Source organism: Pseudomonas cavernae, assembly GCF_003595175.1.
GTDB lineage: Bacteria > Pseudomonadota > Gammaproteobacteria > Pseudomonadales > Pseudomonadaceae > Aquipseudomonas > Aquipseudomonas cavernae.
On record NZ_CP032419.1, the window covers coordinates 2,613,954 to 2,631,878 of the forward strand.

General features: G+C 55.4%; 17 protein-coding genes. 5 read left to right on the top strand and 12 right to left on the bottom strand.

Features of this window, described 5'->3' with window-relative positions; genetic code table 11:
- The first annotated feature begins 57 nt into the window (after window positions 1-57).
- Window positions 58-1,041, top strand: coding sequence for a DNA-binding protein (locus D3880_RS11945; protein ID WP_119893650.1), 984 nt, complete (start codon window positions 58-60; stop codon window positions 1,039-1,041).
- Window positions 1,042-1,117: 76 nt separating this feature from the next.
- On the opposite strand, the gene D3880_RS11950 is transcribed toward D3880_RS11945, so the two are convergent.
- A complete protein-coding gene (locus D3880_RS11950; RefSeq protein ID WP_119893651.1) occupies window positions 1,118-1,348 on the bottom strand; it encodes a helix-turn-helix domain-containing protein in 231 nt (76 codons plus the stop codon).
- A gap of 100 nt (window positions 1,349-1,448) precedes the next feature.
- On the opposite strand from D3880_RS11950, the gene D3880_RS11955 reads away from it, so the two are divergent.
- The 4 genes from D3880_RS11955 to D3880_RS11970 all read left to right on the top strand — a co-directional run bounded on the left by D3880_RS11955 (window position 1,449) and on the right by D3880_RS11970 (window position 4,454).
- On the top strand, window positions 1,449-2,036 hold the full coding sequence (locus D3880_RS11955; protein ID WP_119893652.1) for a hypothetical protein: 588 nt from the start codon (window positions 1,449-1,451) through the stop codon (window positions 2,034-2,036).
- On the top strand, window positions 2,033-3,433 hold the full coding sequence (locus D3880_RS11960) for a DEAD/DEAH box helicase (RefSeq protein WP_119893653.1): 1,401 nt from the start codon (window positions 2,033-2,035) through the stop codon (window positions 3,431-3,433). The genes D3880_RS11955 and D3880_RS11960 overlap by 4 nt, the downstream gene beginning before the upstream one ends.
- 65 nt (window positions 3,434-3,498) lie before the next feature.
- Complete coding sequence (locus tag D3880_RS11965; protein WP_119893654.1) at window positions 3,499-3,762, top strand: BPSL0761 family protein; 264 nt, start codon at window positions 3,499-3,501, stop codon at window positions 3,760-3,762.
- A gap of 14 nt (window positions 3,763-3,776) precedes the next feature.
- Entirely contained in the window at window positions 3,777-4,454 is a 678-nt protein-coding gene (locus D3880_RS11970) for a DUF6088 family protein (protein ID WP_238474348.1), read from the top strand.
- A 30-nt stretch (window positions 4,455-4,484) separates the two neighbouring features.
- Here the strand turns inward: D3880_RS11970 and D3880_RS22740 are convergent, their stop codons facing one another.
- The 11 genes from D3880_RS22740 to hutI all read right to left on the bottom strand — a co-directional run bounded on the left by D3880_RS22740 (window position 4,485) and on the right by hutI (window position 17,923).
- Window positions 4,485-5,378 carry a hypothetical protein gene (locus D3880_RS22740; protein WP_162934992.1) on the bottom strand — a complete coding sequence of 298 codons (894 nt, stop codon included), beginning with the start codon at window positions 5,376-5,378 and terminating at the stop codon, window positions 4,485-4,487.
- 455 nt (window positions 5,379-5,833) lie between these two features.
- Complete coding sequence (locus D3880_RS11975; RefSeq protein WP_119893655.1) at window positions 5,834-6,769, bottom strand: ATP-binding protein; 936 nt, start codon at window positions 6,767-6,769, stop codon at window positions 5,834-5,836.
- 21 nt (window positions 6,770-6,790) lie between these two features.
- Window positions 6,791-8,716 (bottom strand): helix-turn-helix domain-containing protein, encoded by a 1,926-nt coding sequence (locus tag D3880_RS22745; RefSeq protein ID WP_162934993.1) that lies wholly within the window; start codon window positions 8,714-8,716, stop codon window positions 6,791-6,793.
- Window positions 8,706-9,374 carry a hypothetical protein gene (locus D3880_RS22750; RefSeq protein WP_162934994.1) on the bottom strand — a complete coding sequence of 223 codons (669 nt, stop codon included), beginning with the start codon at window positions 9,372-9,374 and terminating at the stop codon, window positions 8,706-8,708. Before D3880_RS22750 ends, D3880_RS22745 begins: the two co-directional genes overlap by 11 nt.
- Window positions 9,375-10,178: 804 nt before the next feature.
- The gene (locus D3880_RS11980; protein ID WP_119893656.1) at window positions 10,179-10,931 is read right to left on the bottom strand and encodes a hypothetical protein; all 753 of its coding nucleotides are present in this window, start codon (window positions 10,929-10,931) and stop codon (window positions 10,179-10,181) included.
- Window positions 10,932-11,112: 181 nt separating this feature from the next.
- Window positions 11,113-12,600 carry a DUF5666 domain-containing protein gene (locus D3880_RS11985; RefSeq protein ID WP_218567573.1) on the bottom strand — a complete coding sequence of 496 codons (1,488 nt, stop codon included), beginning with the start codon at window positions 12,598-12,600 and terminating at the stop codon, window positions 11,113-11,115.
- Window positions 12,597-13,451: a DUF6502 family protein gene (locus D3880_RS11990; RefSeq protein WP_119893657.1), complete on the bottom strand. Its 855-nt coding sequence runs from the start codon at window positions 13,449-13,451 to the stop codon at window positions 12,597-12,599. The genes D3880_RS11985 and D3880_RS11990 overlap by 4 nt, the downstream gene beginning before the upstream one ends.
- Window positions 13,452-13,749: 298 nt before the next feature.
- Entirely contained in the window at window positions 13,750-14,058 is a 309-nt protein-coding gene (locus tag D3880_RS22755; RefSeq protein WP_162934995.1) for a hypothetical protein, read from the bottom strand.
- 21 nt (window positions 14,059-14,079) lie between these two features.
- On the bottom strand, window positions 14,080-14,667 hold the full coding sequence (locus D3880_RS23195) for a hypothetical protein (RefSeq protein WP_162934996.1): 588 nt from the start codon (window positions 14,665-14,667) through the stop codon (window positions 14,080-14,082).
- A 1,242-nt stretch (window positions 14,668-15,909) separates the two neighbouring features.
- Window positions 15,910-16,722: an N-formylglutamate deformylase gene (gene hutG, locus D3880_RS12005; RefSeq protein WP_119893659.1), complete on the bottom strand. Its 813-nt coding sequence runs from the start codon at window positions 16,720-16,722 to the stop codon at window positions 15,910-15,912.
- Complete coding sequence (hutI, locus tag D3880_RS12010) at window positions 16,715-17,923, bottom strand: imidazolonepropionase (protein ID WP_119893660.1); 1,209 nt, start codon at window positions 17,921-17,923, stop codon at window positions 16,715-16,717. Before hutI ends, hutG begins: the two co-directional genes overlap by 8 nt.
- Window positions 17,924-17,925: the final 2 nt, after the last annotated feature.

Here is a 17,925-nt window from a genome sequence, read left to right on the forward strand (position 1 = left end):
AAAAATAGAATGTAAATACAGGCTATGTAATACAGTATGAAATAGTAGGAGATCGACATGGCGCGTGGCGGCATCAACAAGGCGGTGGTACAGAAGGCTCGCACCGCCCTCCTCGCCCGCGGCGAGCACCCGAGCATCGACGCGGTACGGGTTGAACTGGGTAATACCGGCTCGAAGACCACTATCCACCGCTACCTGAAAGAGCTGGAAGCCGCCGACCGCGGCCGTGGGGCGGTGCCGCTTTCTCTGAGCGAGCAACTGACCAACTTGGTGAGCCAACTGGCCGACCAGTTGCAGGAAGAGGCGCAAGCTACCGTCGCTAGCGAGCGAGAGCAGTTGGGGCGTGAGCGGATCGACTACCAGCACCGGATTCGACAGGCCGAAAGCCGCATCCAGCAACTGGAAGACCAGGCCACCCTCGATGCCGAACGACTTCAGGTGACTCATCGCGAGCTGCAGCATGCAAGCGAGCAACGGCAGCAGGCCGAGATCGAGATCGCTCGCCTGCAGCAGGCTAATCGCGATCTGGAAGAGCGACTAAAGGATCGCGACGCACAGATCCACTCGCTGGAGGAAAAACACCAACATGCACGCGACACCCTGGAACACTACCGCCAGGCCAGCCGGGAACAGCGTGAGCAGGAACAACGCCGACACGAGTCGCAGGCGCAGCAACTTCAGTTGGAAGTGCGTCAGCTGCAGCAGACACTGATCATCAAGCAGGGCGAACTGACCCAACTGAATCGCGACAACGAACGCCTTCTCACCGAGGCAAGACTGTTGCATAGGGATCAGCAGGCCCAGCAACGCCTGCTGGATCAAAACGTTCAGACCCTGGGAGCTCTACAGAGTCAGCTCAGCGCGGAAGTAACCGCCAAACTGGTACTGGAGCAGCGCAGTCAGGACCTACAGAGCGAACTGAATAGCTTGAGCAAGGCCAGGCAAGGTGGCCGTCGGCAGCCACGCAAGGGCGAGCGCGCAACTAAGGCCGTAGATAAACCGACTCCGCCAGCGAAAAGCAAAGTTGGCCGAAGCGACTAGGCCGGCAAGCCATACTCAAGCGTGTGGATCACGCCGCGCGACGGCCAACTGCGACTTTCTTAAACCCAGAGATCGTTCAGGTTAGCTTCAGTTCGGACATCTGAGGTAGCAGACAGGACGGGTCACAGGCGAGTTGGCCCGCGATCCGATACAGCTTCTCGACGGTGATGCTTACTTCACCACGCTCGATCCGCCCCATATAGCTGCGGTCGATACTGCAGGCCAGCGCCAAGGCATCCTGAGAAATCCGGCAGGCCTTTCTCTGCGCTCGGATGCGCCCGCCCAACGCTTTCGCCAACTTATCCATAACCGTCTCAATCCCGCTGAGACGGCAATATCATGCGTTTACGGACGCACAGACCACGGACTATAATCCGTATTTCAGCGTTATCTCCTCTGGTGCCTCAATGAAATCAGCCTCGTTCATCTTCGACAGGCGGCTGTATGAGCTGCTTCAGGAGGAAGGGCGTACACGGTTCACGATCCGTGAACTGCGCGATGCCTACGCCAAGCGTCTGGAAGGCATGACTTTTCGCATCGGCGATGTCCGCCGCTACGTGTATGAGCAGATCCGCCGAATGCTGCGGCTAGGCTGGCTCGTGCATGACGAAGAGCGCCGCACACGGGGACAGGTCTACCACCTGCTGCCCATCCCGGCACATCTGCAACTGGAGCTGATCGATAACGGATTCGAAAACGGCCACAAGACTTCTTGTGAGCCAGAGCAGGAGCCGTCAGCGTTCGATAATGCGGCGGTTCCGCAACCATCAGCCGATGCGGATCAGCACCTGGAAGCGCTCCACAAGGAAATCAGGCTGGACTTCCTGGCATCGATGGGTGAGGCGGAGCGATACAAGCTGCTCCTCGATGAGATGCCGCATCTCCGGGACAAGGTCGAAGGTGAGTACTTGGAAGCTAGAGACCGGAGCTCGCGTCTGCTGGGCCATCTCCGCGCCATCGAGAAAACGCTCAAGACGCTTGCCTCCGCACGATGACCACACTGCTGCGAAACTGGCAACGCCGCTGCATCGACACAGCACTGGAGCACTTTACTGCCACGCCGCACTTCTTCTGCCAGGCAACGCCGGGCGCCGGCAAGACGCGCATGGCGGCAGAGCTGGCCAGCAGGCTGCTTGGGCAGGACAGGATCGATCTGGTGCTCTGCTTCGCGCCATCCTGCCAGGTTGTCGAGGGCTTTCGCTCGTCCTTTGCTGCGGTGCTCGGCAAACGCTTGGACGGCCAACTCGGCGCAGTGGGGGCGGCGTTCACCTATCAAGCCATGGAATACCGGGATGAGGCGTTCTGGCGACTCCTCGATGACTACCGTGTGTTCGCGGTTTTTGACGAGATCCACCACTGCGCCGGCCACGATGTACTTTTGAGCAACGCCTGGGGCCAGCAAATTCTTCAGCGGATACAGGACAGGGCAGCTTTCACCTTGGCTCTCTCCGGCACGCCATGGCGTTCGGACGACCGGGCCATTGCCCTCGCTCGCTACTCCTCGCCCGAGGGACACCTGATCTGCGATTACCGCTACGGACTGAAAGAGGCCATTGCTGATGGGGTGTGCCGCTCCCCTCGTATTGTTCTGCTCGACAACCAGAAGGTGAAACTTACCGAGGAGCTGGACACAGAGAGCACTGTCAGGATGTTTCCCAGCATCGCCAAACTATTGGGGGAATCCCCTGTCACCTACGAAGAGCTACTACGCCATGACGAAGTGATCGATCAGTTGCTCGGTCTTGGGTGCAGCAAGCTGGATGAGCTTCGCCTGATCAAGCCCGATGCGGCAGGCTTGGTGGTTGCCACCGACATCGAGCACGCCCAGCAAGTTGCCCTAGCCCTGGAAGCCAGAGGCGAAGGTTGCCACATTGTGACCAACAAAACCCCGAATGCGCAGCAGGTGATCAATGCGTTCAGACACAGCGCCTGCCGGTGGATTATCGCGGTTGGCATGATCAGCGAAGGCACGGACATCCCCCGCCTCCAGGTGTGCTGCTATCTCAGCCGCATCCGCACCGAGCTGCATTACCGGCAAGTGCTGGGGCGAGTGCTTCGACGCACAGGCGAGCCCGATGAACAGGCGTGGCTATTCATGTTGGCGGAGCCGACGTTGCAGTGTTTGGCGGAGAGAATTGCAGATGATCTGCCGGATGACCTAGCGGTGCTGAACGAGGTACAGATGCCAGCCTCCACTTCAGGCTCAATATCTGGCTGGATTGGGGCTATCGGCAATATCGATGGCGTGGATGACAGTATTGGCAATCGCACCGCGCTGGCAATTGAGACGGGAGCTACAAGCATCTTCACCTCGGGGGACTCTGCAGCTGAGCCGAACCATCAGGTCAGCTTTTCCAGGCACTACCGGCAACAGTTGCTGGCTTGCTTTTGATGCTTGTATGGAGGTCAGAACTCAGGCATCGGCAGACGTGGTTGACTGAATCAGGAGATAACGCATTGACCCTTCCCCACGAAAGAACCCGCAGCGTCATCAAGACCGAAGAATTCTTGCGAGAGCTCTCTCGCAACGCTGAGCTTCCCGAGGATATCCGCAGCTATGCGAAAAGCCTGCTCAGGCACTACCCGTCGGCGGCCCAGATTTACTCACTGGGCCGCCTCGAAGAGTGCCTGGTGAGTGATGCGCTAGATGATGCGTATCGACGGCGAATGATCGCCCTACATTGGCCACTGTTCAGCTCGTCATTGGAGTTCACGCTATAGACGTGGGGGCTGCAATGTCCCGCACTGATCGTGCCCTGTCGGTATCCACCCGCATTGCGCAACGGGTCAAGCACCTACCCAAAGGGCAACCCTTCAGCATCAGGCGTTTCGCGGAACTTGGAGCGAGAGGCGCCGTATCCAAGGCAATAGCACTGCTGGTCAACCGAGGTGAGCTTGAGCGGGTGTATCGAGGAATCTACATGCGCCCGAAATCCAGTCGATACGTTGCACGGGTTCGCCCAAACGCATGGGAAGTGGTGAGCGTGATTGCCAGGCAGAACCGTCAGGCTCTGCAGATCCATGGTGCCAATGCGGTCAGGAGGTTTGGACTGAGCACCCAGATGCCGCTTATTCCGATCTATTGCACCAGCGGGCCCAGCCGATCAGTATTTATAGGGAAAGGTGAAGTCCGGCTGGTACATGCAGCCCCAATGGTCATGCAACATGCTGGGTCAGAGGTGGGGACGGCCATCAGTGCACTATTTTATCTCGGTAAAAACGGCTCGACACCGGAGTGCATTGCCGCGGTCAAGAAAGCGCTCAGGCCCGAAGACCTAACCACATTAATGGCATGCAAGATGCCAAAATGGATGCGCAAGGCACTAGAAATACCCGGCCTAAGCCAAGCCGGTGTTTTGCTTGAAAGTCGGGCTGTGAAGTTACTCAAAGACACGAAGAATGAACAGCAATAATGTTGCAGTGGCTTTACATGCCTCAGATAACTAAAAAATCAGCCCGCCACCCTCCGTAAAATTTATATAAGGAATCGGACAATCAGCATCATCTGGAAAGATTAGTGCGATGCGGCTACTACCTCCTTCTCTCGCCAAAGCTGGAATTCTATCCATCTCTTGACAGCTTTGGCATCGATGCCTCAATCCATAGTTAGATCTGAACATGAATCCTAATCCATTGCACCACAGCGTCCTATCAAAATTACCGCCTCCGCGTCCAAATAGATAGATGCTTTTTCGTCTACTCAGCGACTCTTCCAGATGCCCCAAGTAATATAAAAATATATACCTTATAAATTTTCGTCGACTTTCAAATAGCCAATTATAAAAATTGGATTTAGCGATAAACCTGCCGTAATCAGCTAAAGATGGGCACAACGTAAATGGGAGAGGCCAAGAAGGGCGCGCCAAGGAGAACCGGAGAAAACTGTAAGCAACTGAAACAGGGCAAAAATTACAATACCTACTCCGTCCGTCTGGATACCCCAACACCTGATCAGTAGCTTGAAGACAATCGGTGTGGCCACCTAAATACTGTGCCTTTACCGCATCGCACTCTTCCTTGATATATTTTTCAAACGTTCTCCTATCTTTTGGATGCCTGCCGGACTCCAAACCTTTAGTGCAAACCCATATTAATTTCGAATGGTCGTAATCGACTTGACTAACCAGGCCATCAAAGCTAAATCCAAAAAGTGGCTCCAGCACGCTAGTGGAATATGCTTCACTCTGTGGAGTGCCAGAAAAGAAAAGCTCGGCATAATAGTTCCCGTTTCGCACTTCATTTACAATTTTGTCAAACCAACGATGCAAAATTTTTCCGGCTTGTAAGAATTCATAGTGCAGTAATTTATTCCTTCGGTGCGCGATTTGCCTTTCCATTGATAAAAGCTCGTAACCACAGTTATAGCAAGTCCAGGCCTTGGTTCCCACACCCATAAGACGGCTACAGGAATGGCACATCTCGCGTAAAGAAATATCATGTATTACGCATCTATTTACGCTTCTGATTAACCAGAAAACGGAGTGATAGCCAAATCTAATACACTTCTCGCAGTATCTAAAGTTCTCATCACCGCGAATCACAGACTTCGGATGACAGTAGACTCCGGGAAAATGCAACTCGTAAGCGTGCTTTGAGCTGGGTAAAAAGAGTTGTGTATTTTTGGGCGGCAATTCCCACAAAGATTTGAACTCGCTTCGACAGTCGTCCCACCGGTGATTAAGTTTTGAGCAATAATTTTTGAGTGTTAAGAAATTTAAAATTCTTAAATTACAAATTATACTGACGGAGGACTCATAAGGGAAAACTCCGCCGCTGTAAAATCTGCACGAGTTCATACGGATTTAGATCCAAACCTGCAGAATTCAGCCAGATTAGATTCTTCAGCTGATTTACGAATAAGCCCTTCAATTGCACTCTTGGGAATAGGATCATGCCTTTCGGCAGTAATTAAGAAATACTTAATGGACATCATGAAATGTTCCATTGGGAGGTTCTTGACATAAAACCCTGAGGACAGCTTGTTCAATTCTCTCCAAAACAGTTTTGAAAGCTCCTCCAAACGGAAGCCGTTATCGTATGCAATTGGCATAAAATGACGGGTATACGTAATTCCAGAACCCTCGGGATAGGTAGAGATATCATCGTAGGACTTAAGGATTACACGCATCTCCTCTTCTGACTGAAGACCCTTAAAGCTAATCACCTCACTCATAAATCTGGAAATAATTTGCCGCTGCTCTGTGCGCAAAAAGTCGTCGCGCTTGTCAATAATCTCCGGCATTGCAAAAGAGATTACTGTCATTTTGATTTGCTTCAGATCTAGAGCATTATACAAATCCGCTAATTGGTAAAAGTCATCCCTTCCGAAACGCTGAAGCTCATCAATAAGCAGAACAAACTGATTGCCTCTAGACTCCAAAGTGTTGAATACGATTGTATCTACCACTTCGAGAAACACAGATAGCCGAGTTTTGCTTCGACTCAGAGATACGCCTAATACGTTAGCCAACTGCTGGATAACGGTTGCATGGCTATTCCCCTCTCTGTTTACTGCTGGCAAAAGCGTGATATAGGATCGGGAATTTGTTTTCCTCAAAGTCTTTTCGATAATTTCGCAACATTTTGTTTTGCCAAGCCTAGATTGCCCGCAAAAAATAACTCCAGTCTTGCGCATTAATACTTTGAACTCGGCCAAGCTGCAAATCTTAGAAACTTGAGCGGTTGAAACCCAGAAGTAGGTGCTGAGAATTGGATGATCTAAGTCCATGGCGTAGCTCCTGAGCTAAGATTAAACTGACTCCCCAGGCATCAACACTTGAGGGAGATCGTAAAATATCTCAATATTTTCTTGCTCTGCGTCGTGATCAATTAACTGTTCTGGCAGTGCAGTAGATTGATCAGAACCGCCGTCCGACTCTTTCTGTTGCCTTAATAGCTCGAGATTATTTTTCTTGCTCTTATTACTCTCTAGATGATCGCGCCAAGCAGTGATCACACTTTCTCCTCCGTTAAGGATAAATGTCTTTTTTGACAGGGCCCGATTAATGAGTCTACGAGTCATCACGCTGTGCTTTTCCCTGCCCCAAGGCCCCAAAGCTTTCAGCTCATCAAAAAAGACCCCCGATGGTAAATAAGCGGTAACTTTCCGATAGTCCTCTGGGTCAACAATAACGGTCAGTTTTGTAACTATCATGCTCGGCCGCGATGAAAGCTTTGGACTAGTATATCTAACCTTGTCAAGCTGGACGTATGGCCTTGTGCCCTTCTCGATACTTCCCCGAACGGTTAAATTCACCGAATGAGAATTGAGACCTCCAATAACCAGATCTTCAGAGTTAATATTTACCCTTAATATGTTAGTGTCACTAAGGCGGCACCGGAGTATTTCTAGTGGGCTCAGCGAAAAAGACCCGCCTCCCTTTGGCATAGAATTGTAGTTGGCGACAAAAATATCGGTCAATTTAATCGCCTCCTCTACGTCAACTTCGTAGGCGACCGCGTTACTTTCTGGGTCACCTGATCGCCCGCGCCCAGGACTGCTTCCTGTAGTTGACTGAATTTTGTGCATGAACATTGAGGCTGTTTGCTTAAACAAGTTCTCTATAATAGAACGTCTTTCCGGACTCTGCAGCTGGCCATAATTTACGGCGAAACTGAGTTTCTTGGTTATAAGGTCTTTAACATTATTTGAATGATGCTGCATTGCGTTATCGAGATAAATTGCCCCCCAAAGATTGTTTTTAATTTCGGGGAATAAAAAACCAGGGAGGCCAGCGCCACTCAGGTAATGTACGCCGGGGATCTCAGGCTCTTCAAGAGGCCTCCAACTACCCGTATATGCTCCACTTAATACATCTATAACATCTTGAGCTCGAGTCTCACTGGAAAAACACAACTTATAAGAAAAAATCGCTCCACTATAAACGTCGACAGCCGCGTTAAACCAAAATCTGTCGACAACATCCTCGGTAGTTACTTTTCTGTCTGGCTTTATGTTTAGAACAAAGTATCCATCTATCTTCCATGCATCAACTTGCATTACATCAAAGATTTCTGATGGTACGAGAAGGCGCTCATGACCGCTCCCAACTTTCGAGTGAATTTTCGCATTCCCCCCTCCCAAAGCAAATGCGGCCTGGGCAAAATCACTGTCTAGTATGGATTGGACGTATGAATAGACTGTTCTTATTCCCATACTCAAAATATTGAAAGGCCATTCATCCTTCGTAACACCAGCATCTTCCAATAACTTGTAGAAGCTAGAAGCAAGCGACCTTTTGCTGAAGTGTATTCCATCTTCAAGTCCTTGCTTTTTCTTTAGTACATGAACAATGAACTCCTCGTGTACCTGAGGGTATCTTTTAAGCGTCGCTACTAGAGCGCCACTATACCCACCTCTTTGCTCTGTTCGCTTACCTTTGACTGGTAAAGTACGCGTATATTGTTTGATTCTAAAATTTGGAATTAATGCTGCCTCACCCCAATACTTTCCTGTGGGCGCCAAGGTGGTATACCTAGCAATATATCTGGAGAGCTCGGAGCTAGAGATTCCCGTCCGCTCCGAGATTTCACTCCTTTCTACACCATCTAGCGCTTGCTCTACGGCTTCTCTCCTCAACAAAAATGCTGCTCTCTTATCGCCATCTAAGAGAGAGCTTTCGACCGTTAGCGCTCCAACGGAATGTATGTCATTCATAGTTATTTTATTGATCATTTTTTCTCCACTTGGTTTTCATGTGGAAAAACGCCTCATCGAATTCAACTTGGATTTCTCCCGAGGCAAATAATCTACTAAAATAGAGAAGCGAGGTGGTTGTACTAAATGAATTCAGTACGGACAAATAGTCACGAATATAGCCAGACTGCTGATCATTTATATGGGCATGAGCTTTTTCAATTAGCTGCTGCGGTATGGCTATGTTTTTCCCGCTTGAGAGAAGCGTGGCAACTTTAAGAAGCGGGAATATTTTTTGTTTGCGGGGAAAGTATGAATAATCGTCGTATAGACGATATATAGCTTTGTGCTTTAGGGCTAAAAGTCTTTTCTCCTCGCACTCATTCCACTGCACTGAGCCCGTCTGAGGTTGCTGCAAGAAGATATCATGCCATTCGACTGGCGACAGTAAGGGAGTCACGATGGCGGAGAAAGAGTAAATTTTTTCTCGCTTTGATTCGTCTAGTGCGCGCTCGACTTTACCGATTTCAAACTCTCTGATACTTGAGTCAAATTCGATATTTAGCAGCCAGTGAGCCAATTGACGATCATTTCGGAGCTCGACAATTTTCCCAGCTTTAAAACTGTAAAATTTCCAGATGTTTCCGAATGCGAAACCTCTTTCAGTAAACGCTGCCGTTTTGCTTTTTTTCTGCATAATATCCCCCAAGCTTAGATGCTAGGCGGATATACTGATCCTTATTTAGATTCCATTCAGCGGAGTATTCCAGTTGCCATTGTAGTAACGAGAGCGCAATGAGATATATTTTTTCAGAATTATAGTGCTGTGCTAATTCAATTCTAATCTAACGCAGTGGGCGGGCCGCTTATTCTCCATTATGGAGATTTACTTCAATCTCTAATAATCTCCTACATACTCTTCAGAAGTAAAATTCAAAACGAACTCGCTTTCGCGCTCACAAAAGCGGTGTAACATATTGATTTATACTTAATACATTAGCCTGGGTTATTGTGGTCTTTTACTTCAGGCTGCTCTTTTCTCGCCCCATGCCCACCAGACCGCGCTTCTAGCTCTGCGAGGTGTCTAGCTCGGCTTCCGATGCTGCCTCTACCTCAGTACGATTACGCATGACCTGCGTAAATCTCCGTTTTGATGTAATCCCTCCCTCTCTCCGCGGTTGGCAGCTGTTGGACAGTTTTGGACTGCCACGCTTCTGGTCCACGGTTTGGGCTGATGTCTTACGAGCCGGCCTTGCTGACAGCACTCGTTCCCGAGCTCTCTACGCAGCATTGCGAAGAACAGCTCCAGGCCGATTGCCTTGACGCCTTGCTGTTCGATCATCGGCTCGATGAGCTTGAGTCAGTCCTGTCTGGGTTCTTCACGAGACTCCGGAATCAAGCCAAGCGAGACCAAACAGCTAACGCTGACGTGCTGCGCTATATCTCGAAAGGTGACTTTTCTGTACGCGGACATGGTCTGGGTAAACCACACACAAGCACTTCAAAACGAGTGACTGAGCTGCAACCCACTGCCGGAGTCAGGACTGGCATCGGAAAACCCTTTGAGCGCATACAGCTGGACTTTCCAGGATGGGCTGAGCCTTTGGGTCAAGAACAGGGTGAATTCCTGGATCTCATCGCCATCGGCAGTCACTTTCTGTCGCCAGTCATAGGCCGCGCCCACGGAGGTTGCAGGCGCTAGTCGGGTAACAAAGCCGAGCGAAGCAAAAATCGGATCGCGGAGGTTAGTTTCCGAGGGGTCGCCGAAGTTCTTCCAGCCCAAAGTAGCAAAGCCGCTGATAGCGCCGAAGGCTTGCGTGAGGTCGAACTGGGCGGAGAAGTCAGTCTTGCCGGTTCCGAGACAGTTTTCTTCATTGGCTGTCGGCAGCTTTACCTTGCCGATCAGCTCCACGATCAGCCCATCACCTCGACTGCCGTCCAACAGCGCGAAGTTCGCACTCGCCACAGTGTCCCCCAGGCCTTTTTCAACGCTGCCGCAGTCCCCTGGCAATGGTTCGCCATCCGGCCCCACCGAGGGATTGGTGATGCGCAGGTACGGGATGGTCAACTTATAGATCATGGGACCGGTTTCATACTTAGCGACCACCGGGACATACCAGGTCTCGCTGGTTGTTGGGGTCCCGTATTTCCCCCGCGAGTAATCAAACCCTGAAGAAACCGTGAATTCATCGGCAAGGACCGGCAAGACCAGGGACACCAAAAGGCCCGGCATGATCAGGCGAGCAGCTCTCATGTTTACCTCGTTGCAATCCAGACACCGAAGTTCACATCACGATCAATGCCATTACCCTGGCGGAAACTTCATAGAGCCCGGTTGCCCAATTCCTTCCAGGACGCTGGCCCTGCTTAGCTTAGCCGGCCATCTGCTACCCGCTTGGGCATATGCCTGCCTCCAGCAGAGATAGATTGGGCCTCTAATGGGGCCCGGACCGATCCACCCTCTCGCCCCGCTCCACCCGTTCAACCTGGTCTGGTCGTTCGACGCGTTCAGGCTTGTCCACACGCTCTACGCGTTCAACCCGTTCCGGTTTATCAACACGGTCCGAGCGTTCGATTCTCTCGATTCTCTCGATCCGCTCGACCCGCACACCGTTCTCGAAAATCTCTATCCGCTCCCGGGTTTCCAGGCGGTCACCGGAATCGCGTGTCTCTATCCGCTCGCGACGTTCCAAGTCGCCGGACGCGGATTCCTCTCTCCGCTCGATTCTCACCCGGGTGTCGCCATCGTCGCTCCGTTCGATTCTCTCCCGCGTCTCGCCATCGCTGCTACGCGCGCGTGACTCAATGCCATCACGACCGGAGCCGCTGTGCTCATGCTGCTCGTTTTCGTCCGTAGACGAGTCCTGGTGGCCGGCCCCCTCCCGGATGGGAGTTGCAGGCTGCTCCCGGGAGAATTCGATGCGCGCGGCCCGAATATCCCGTCCCTTGCCGAACTCGCCGGACACCCGGATGCGCTGGTCGACTGCAAGGTCGGCGGCCTGCCCGCCGAAATAGGACGTACTGCTGTCCACATAGGCAGTGAATCCGCCGAACTCGATGCGATTTCCCTTCTGTCCGCGCACCAGGCCTTCCACGAGTGCGTTACGCACCCGTCCGGCGAAGGGCATGCCAGGATCGCTACGCGTCTGGACGACATTCAGTTGCCTGCCATTCCAGGTCCCGCGCACCAGGACCTCGCCGCTGGGTGCCAGCGGCTCGCTAAGGGCCAAACCTTGCAGGTTACCGGCTCGCTCGATCGCACCGATGGCGCTGACCTGTGCCAGCTTCGGTGCCCGATCGATCCGGCTGGCGACAACGATGCCCCGGGCATCGCGCAAGCCACTGACCCGTACCGGCTCGCCAACACGCAGCCCTTCTGCCACACGGGCCCCGGCGGCAACGCGAACGGGCTGCCCCATCACCCGAATTGGAGCGGCGCCCGTTGGCACATCCGTGATCGGACCTTCATAGGCATGGAGGATCGCGATGCTCCGCGCCTCGAGCCCTCGTGGCGATTTGCGGGCCTCCACTGCCACGACTTGGCCAATGGCCAATTGGTTGCTGCTGGCAGATACGCCGTTCTCACTCAGCGAAGCCTTACTATCAAAGTGCACTTCCACGCCATTCACGCAGATAGAGCCGAATCCGGTGATGGTTCCCACAATGCCCGTACCACCGATTCCACCGTTGTCGGCTGGTGCGCCGGTACCACCTATTCCACCGTTATCGGACGCGCCGGTACCTCCGATGCCACCGTTGGCTGGAGCGCCAGTACCGCCGATACCGCCAGTAGCAACGGCGCCCGTTGCTCCCATGCCGCCCGGCTCAAGGCAAACCGGTGCGGCGCTCAGCGCGGGAGAAGCCAGCAGTAATGGTCCGCAAATGAAAGCGAAGGCACACAGCAAGCGCGTGGCAGTGTTCATGACGAACTGGCCGTTGTCGGGTTGGGTACTGCTGACGGATTGGGTTCAGTGTAGAAATAAAGGCCGATGGTGATTCGCTGCCTGGCGTTCGGGTTCGGGGCGTCCCGGGCCTCCAGTTCGGCGGCTAGTTGGTTAAAACCGATCAGCACCTGCATGCCTTCCGCACTGACGGCTTCGCGCAGTTGGTCGACACCGGTTGACGACAAGCTGTCGTAGTGGACGCTGCGCTCGAAGAAAGGCGCCCCGTCTTCGGTAAGGTTGTGCACGGCGGCGCTGGCATGATCGTGGAGGTTGTGCTGGAAATAGGCTGCCTTCTCGTCAAATCCCCTTGTGGGAATGAATGCCATCGTCTCCAGGAGGACCCGATCCTGGTCGTCCATTCGCACAATGCCCAGACGAAGCCACTCGTCCAGTACAACGCGGGCACGGATATCCTTGCTGACTTGAGCCACCAGCCCATCGAACGAACACTGGCCACCAATGCTGGCCAGGCGGTCCAGCGGCAGCGGCCGGCCGGGCCGCTCGCAGAACGGCGAGTTATTCAGCCAGACGCTGACCAAGTGAGCCCCAAACGAAAAATCCTCGGACGGGCCGGCCGCTCGTCCGACCGCCTTGGCCCGCAGGCGCCTGACATCCTTGCGATGCACCCCCGTCAGCAGGCTGATCCTGCTGTCGGTCGGAGGCTTGTCGTCGAGGCGAAATTCGCGCTCGGCTACATCAACGAATATCTCCTTGAGCAGGTCGGCAAATCTGGTATAGGTGACCCCCTTTTTGAGCATCAGCCTCACCAATGGGCGCATGACGTGCTTCAGCGCCGGCAGTAGAGAGGGAGGCAAAGTGGGCAATTGCATCAATGCATTCCTTAAGAACTGTTGATAGCTAAAAACTCCCCTGAGCGGTCAGCCCAGCTTTTCGCCCGAGACTCTCGGCAATCCCGCGCCCATCGCCTAGAGCAGAACATCCGTCCAACTTCCCGGCCCCGGGCCACAAAACCCGGAGCGTTCGTCGCCCGGTTCATCGCCCGCGTGCGCACCACGAAGGAGTCGCAAACCCCGTTTGCGACTCCCAGTTGATGCGTCCCTCAAGCTCCCGGGACGTTTTCTACGGGTATGCCTGCGTGTTCATTTCGGAACTCGCTGGCCTAGCGCTCTACCTCAGCCACGTCGACATCCGGTGCGTCAGGGGCGTCCGGTGCGTCAGGGGCTTCATTGGCGTCCTCCGCAGCCTCTCTGGCAACATCTGCGGCGTCTTCGGCAGCCTCTCTGGCTGCATCTGCAGCGTCTTCGGCAGCCTCGCGAGCAGCATCTGCAGCGTCGTCGTCAGCCACTCTGGCTGCATCTGCAGCCGCTTTGGCCGCGTCTCTGGCTGCATCTGCAGCAGCTCTGGCAGCGTCTCTGGCTGCATCTGCCTCAGCTTTGGCAGCGTCCCTGGTTGCGTCTGCAGCAGCTCTGGCAGCATCTCTGGCTGCATCTGCGCCCACTACGCCAGCCGCTTTGGCCGCATCTCTGGCTGCATCTGCAGCAGCTCTGGCAGCGTCTCTGGCTGCGTCTGCTGCATCTCTGGCTGCATCTCTGGCTGCATCTGCATCAGCTCTGGCAGCGTCCCTGGCTGCATCTGCAGCATCGTTGTCAGCGTCATTGTCAGCGTCGTTGTCATGGGCATTGCCTGGGCCTCTGTTCCCAGCGATACCACCATGGTCAGCGTCGCCGCGTCCCGGGCCTCCATGACCGTCACCGGCATGGCCCGCTGCACCATGGCCGCCGCCACCGGTACCACCGTGACCGCCTCCGCCGTCACCGCCGTGACCACCGCCTCCGGAGCCTCCACTGCCGGAGCCACCGCCACCGGAGCCGCCGCCACCGGAGCCGCCGCCACCGGAGCCGCCGCCACCGGAGCCACCGCCACCGGAGCCACCACCACCGGAGCCACCGCCACCGGAGCCGCCGCCACCGGAGCCGCCGCCACCGGAGCCACCGCCACCGGAGCCGCCGCCACCGGAGCCACCGCCACCGGAGCCGCCGCCACCGGAGCCACCACCGTGGCCGCCTCCACCGCCGCTGCCGCCACTGCCGCCCTCACCGGCATACGCGCTTGAACCAATCGAAACGTAGTCCGGAACCAGCACGGTCGATGCCGACAGGACTCCGCCAATTGCCAGAGCCAACAAACATTTCTTGAGCAGCATGATGCACCTCCGCTTGGAGTTGCGTAGTCATTTCCGTATCGAACGCAATGACCAGTAAATTCCCCGCCGCCCATTGGAGCGGCCAGTCAACCGGCGCGGCCATCTATCTGCAGCATGAATGTGCAACAGCGGTTTCCGCACGATCCCTCTGAACCAGTTAGTGTGGTTTCGTGGGAAATTTTCCCACATCTTTAAATTAGTACTATCAGCCCGAGTGTCAACGACCGAATATCAGGACTCGCCATGAATGCGGGCTACTTGAACTCCAGGTCGTACGCGCACAGCTTCCCGGAATCCAGTCAGGAACTGCCAGCCCGGCTCGACCCTCTGCTTCTTGACGCAGCCCTTTAGCACCTCGGGTGTATCAAGCTTGGGCTGCCGGGCAAGAGCGGTCTCTAGAAAAGCCGGGGCTATTCAGGCAGGTACTGAGCGGAGATTGCTAATGAGGGCTAAAAAGCAGAATCCAAAACTTGAACTGGTCGCGAAGCTCGATGCCGAGGCAATGCGTGGAGACGGTTCTGTATCAAGCAACCAGCGGCGACTCTTGAAGGTCGAAGGAACTCGAGCCTGTCGGCAAGTTGGCCGGGGCCGACGAACTCAGTGGTCAGAGGGTAATCAGCTGATCAAGACTTGGGACGCAAAAGGCGCCAGGAGCCGTGATTTATGCTCCTGGCAATAAATCACCATAAAACGGCGTCTCTCAGCCCCAGCTGTCGCGCCATCGGTGGACTTCCTTGCAAGCCTTGGCGGCTGTTGGGCTGGGGTAGTCCCGCGGGGGCCCTACTCCCCTACCCTTGCGGCCCTGCCTCTCAATGTTCTTGGGTTGTCCGCCGTTCATTGTTCCATCCGGCGGCGAACGACTCGCTCAGATTGATTCGCCCGTGCATCCAGCTTTGCGGCGGTGCACTCGCATCTGACATGGGCATCTCGCCCTAGAGTGCCGAAGCGAAGGGCACCAGTTGGCTGAATACCCGCAAGCCGTCCGCGATGAATTCAGGCGCCCCGCACCTACCAACTGGCGCCATCCATGGCATAGCCTTCCGGTTTGACCATGCCATATGCCGAGCAGCGGCCGGTTACCGATGTTGCGCTCGACAGCAAGCTGCTGCAGTGCACGAGGCAGCTTACTTCCGATACTGCTCATCTCCCCAAGCAAGCATATTTTCCAGCAGCGTTCTGAGAACTTTCTGGAGTGACTTTGCCAAGTCCTCTCGATAGGTGAAGGGCGCACGCTCATCCATGTAGCTGCACTGCCCAAGCTCAAGTTGAATGGCATGAATGTCGTTCGAGGGATTGCCGTAGTTACGCGTGATGTACCCGCCTTTAAACCTTCCGTTGAGCACATGACTGTAAGTCGGCGCGGAGTCGCACACTGCCCTCAGTATTTCAGCCAGGCGCTGATCGCAACTAGCGCCATTGAATGTTCCAAAGTTAAGGTCTGGCAGTTTGCCGTCGAAAAGACGGGGGATATGCGAGCGAATCGAATGCGCATCGAACAACAGTGCATAGCCGAACTCGGCCTTCATGCGCGCGAGCTCTTCCGCGACTGTGCGGTGATAAGGCGCCCATATCTCGGCCAGATAACGCTCCCGTTCTTCGGCCGAGGGCTCACCGCCTTCACGAAACAACGGCTGTCCATCGAACAGGGTCGAGGGGTATAGGCCTGTGGTAGCCCCGGCATACAAGGGCTTGTCGTCGGCCGGTCGATTGAGGTCTATCACATAGCGCGAATACCCGGCCGCCAGGGTGCTGGCGCCCAGTTCGGCGGCGAAGTCGTAGAGCCTGGGGATGTTCCAGTCGGTGTCCGGCAGGCTGCGCGCCTGCTCCACCAGCCCCGCCTCGACGGCCGGGGTCAGGCGGGTGCCGGCGTGCGGCATGCTGATCAGCAGCGGCACGCGGCCACGGCTGAATTCGAAAGCATTGTTGATCTCAAACATTTATAAGCTCCTTGCCATGGCGGACCACGCGTTTGGGCAGCTCGCCGCCGAGCCAATAGGACAGTTCCGCCGGCCGCGCGATGTCCCAGGCGACAAAGTCGGCGACCTTGCCGACCTCCAACGAACCGTGACTCGCCTCTAGCCCCAAGGCGCGGGCGGCATGCAGGGTGACGCCGGCCAGCGCTTCTTCCGGGGTCATGTGGAACAACGTGCAAGCCATGTTCAACATCAGCCGCAGGGACAGCGCCGGCGAGGTGCCGGGGTTGAGGTCGCTGGCAACCGCCAGCGCCACGCCATGTTTGCGCAGCGCCGCCATCGGCGGCAGCTGGGTCTCGCGCAGGAAGTAGAACGCGCCGGGCAGTAGCACCGCCACGGTACCGGCAGCCGCCATGGCCTGGGCGTCACCCTCGGTCATGAATTCCAGGTGATCGGCCGACAGCGCCTGATAGCGCGCCGCCAAACTGGAGCCGCCGAGGGACGACAATTGCTCGGCATGCAGCTTGACCGGCAGGCCCAGCGCGCGGGCGGCGATAAACACCCGCTCGACCTGCGCCGGCGAGAACGCCAGGTACTCGCAGAACGCATCGACCGCATCGACCAGCCCCTCCGCCGCCAGGGCCGGGAGCATCTCGCTGCAGACATGCGCGATATAGTCGTCGGCGCGTTCGGCGTATTCCGGCGGCAGCGCATGGGCCGCCAGGCAGGTGCTGCGCACGGTGACCGGCAGCGTCTCGCCGAGGCGGCGGATCACCCGCAGCATCTTGCGTTCGCTGGCCAGGTCGAGGCCGTAGCCGGACTTGATCTCGACCGTGGTCACGCCGTCACGCAGCAGGCTGCGCAGGCATTTGCTGGCACTGGCCAGCAGCTCGTCCTCGCTGGCCGCACGAGTGGCGCGCACGGTGCTGGCGATGCCGCCACCGGCCGCGGCGATCTCGGCATAGCTGACGCCTTCGAGGCGCTGTTCGAACTCGCCGCTGCGGTTACCGCCAAACACCGTGTGGGTGTGGCAGTCGATCAACCCAGGGGTAACCCAGGCGCCGCCGAGGTCGATGGTCTCGGCATAGTCCGCGGCCGGCAGCTCGGCGCGTGGGCCGATCCATTCGATGCGCTCGCCGCGGGTGACCAGCGCCGCATCCTCGATGATCGAGTAACGCCCGCCGACCATGGTCGCGGCGTGACAGTGGTGCCAGAGAGATTTCATCA

Coding starts and splice junctions, on each gene's coding strand:
- D3880_RS11945 (WP_119893650.1), top strand. CDS start 58: ATGGCGCGTGGCGGCATCAACAAGGCGGTGGTACAGAAGGCTCGCACC.
- D3880_RS11950 (WP_119893651.1), bottom strand. CDS start 1,348: ATGGATAAGTTGGCGAAAGCGTTGGGCGGGCGCATCCGAGCGCAGAGA.
- D3880_RS11955 (WP_119893652.1), top strand. CDS start 1,449: ATGAAATCAGCCTCGTTCATCTTCGACAGGCGGCTGTATGAGCTGCTT.
- D3880_RS11960 (WP_119893653.1), top strand. CDS start 2,033: ATGACCACACTGCTGCGAAACTGGCAACGCCGCTGCATCGACACAGCA.
- D3880_RS11970 (WP_238474348.1), top strand. CDS start 3,777: ATGTCCCGCACTGATCGTGCCCTGTCGGTATCCACCCGCATTGCGCAA.
- D3880_RS22740 (WP_162934992.1), bottom strand. CDS start 5,378: ATGGAAAGGCAAATCGCGCACCGAAGGAATAAATTACTGCACTATGAA.
- D3880_RS11975 (WP_119893655.1), bottom strand. CDS start 6,769: ATGGACTTAGATCATCCAATTCTCAGCACCTACTTCTGGGTTTCAACC.
- D3880_RS22745 (WP_162934993.1), bottom strand. CDS start 8,716: ATGATCAATAAAATAACTATGAATGACATACATTCCGTTGGAGCGCTA.
- D3880_RS22750 (WP_162934994.1), bottom strand. CDS start 9,374: ATGCAGAAAAAAAGCAAAACGGCAGCGTTTACTGAAAGAGGTTTCGCA.
- D3880_RS11980 (WP_119893656.1), bottom strand. CDS start 10,931: ATGAGAGCTGCTCGCCTGATCATGCCGGGCCTTTTGGTGTCCCTGGTC.
- D3880_RS11985 (WP_218567573.1), bottom strand. CDS start 12,600: ATGAACACTGCCACGCGCTTGCTGTGTGCCTTCGCTTTCATTTGCGGA.
- D3880_RS11990 (WP_119893657.1), bottom strand. CDS start 13,451: ATGCAATTGCCCACTTTGCCTCCCTCTCTACTGCCGGCGCTGAAGCAC.
- D3880_RS22755 (WP_162934995.1), bottom strand. CDS start 14,058: ATGCTGCCAGAGCTGCTGCAGACGCAACCAGGGACGCTGCCAAAGCTG.
- hutG (WP_119893659.1), bottom strand. CDS start 16,722: ATGTTTGAGATCAACAATGCTTTCGAATTCAGCCGTGGCCGCGTGCCG.
- hutI (WP_119893660.1), bottom strand. CDS start 17,923: ATGAAATCTCTCTGGCACCACTGTCACGCCGCGACCATGGTCGGCGGG.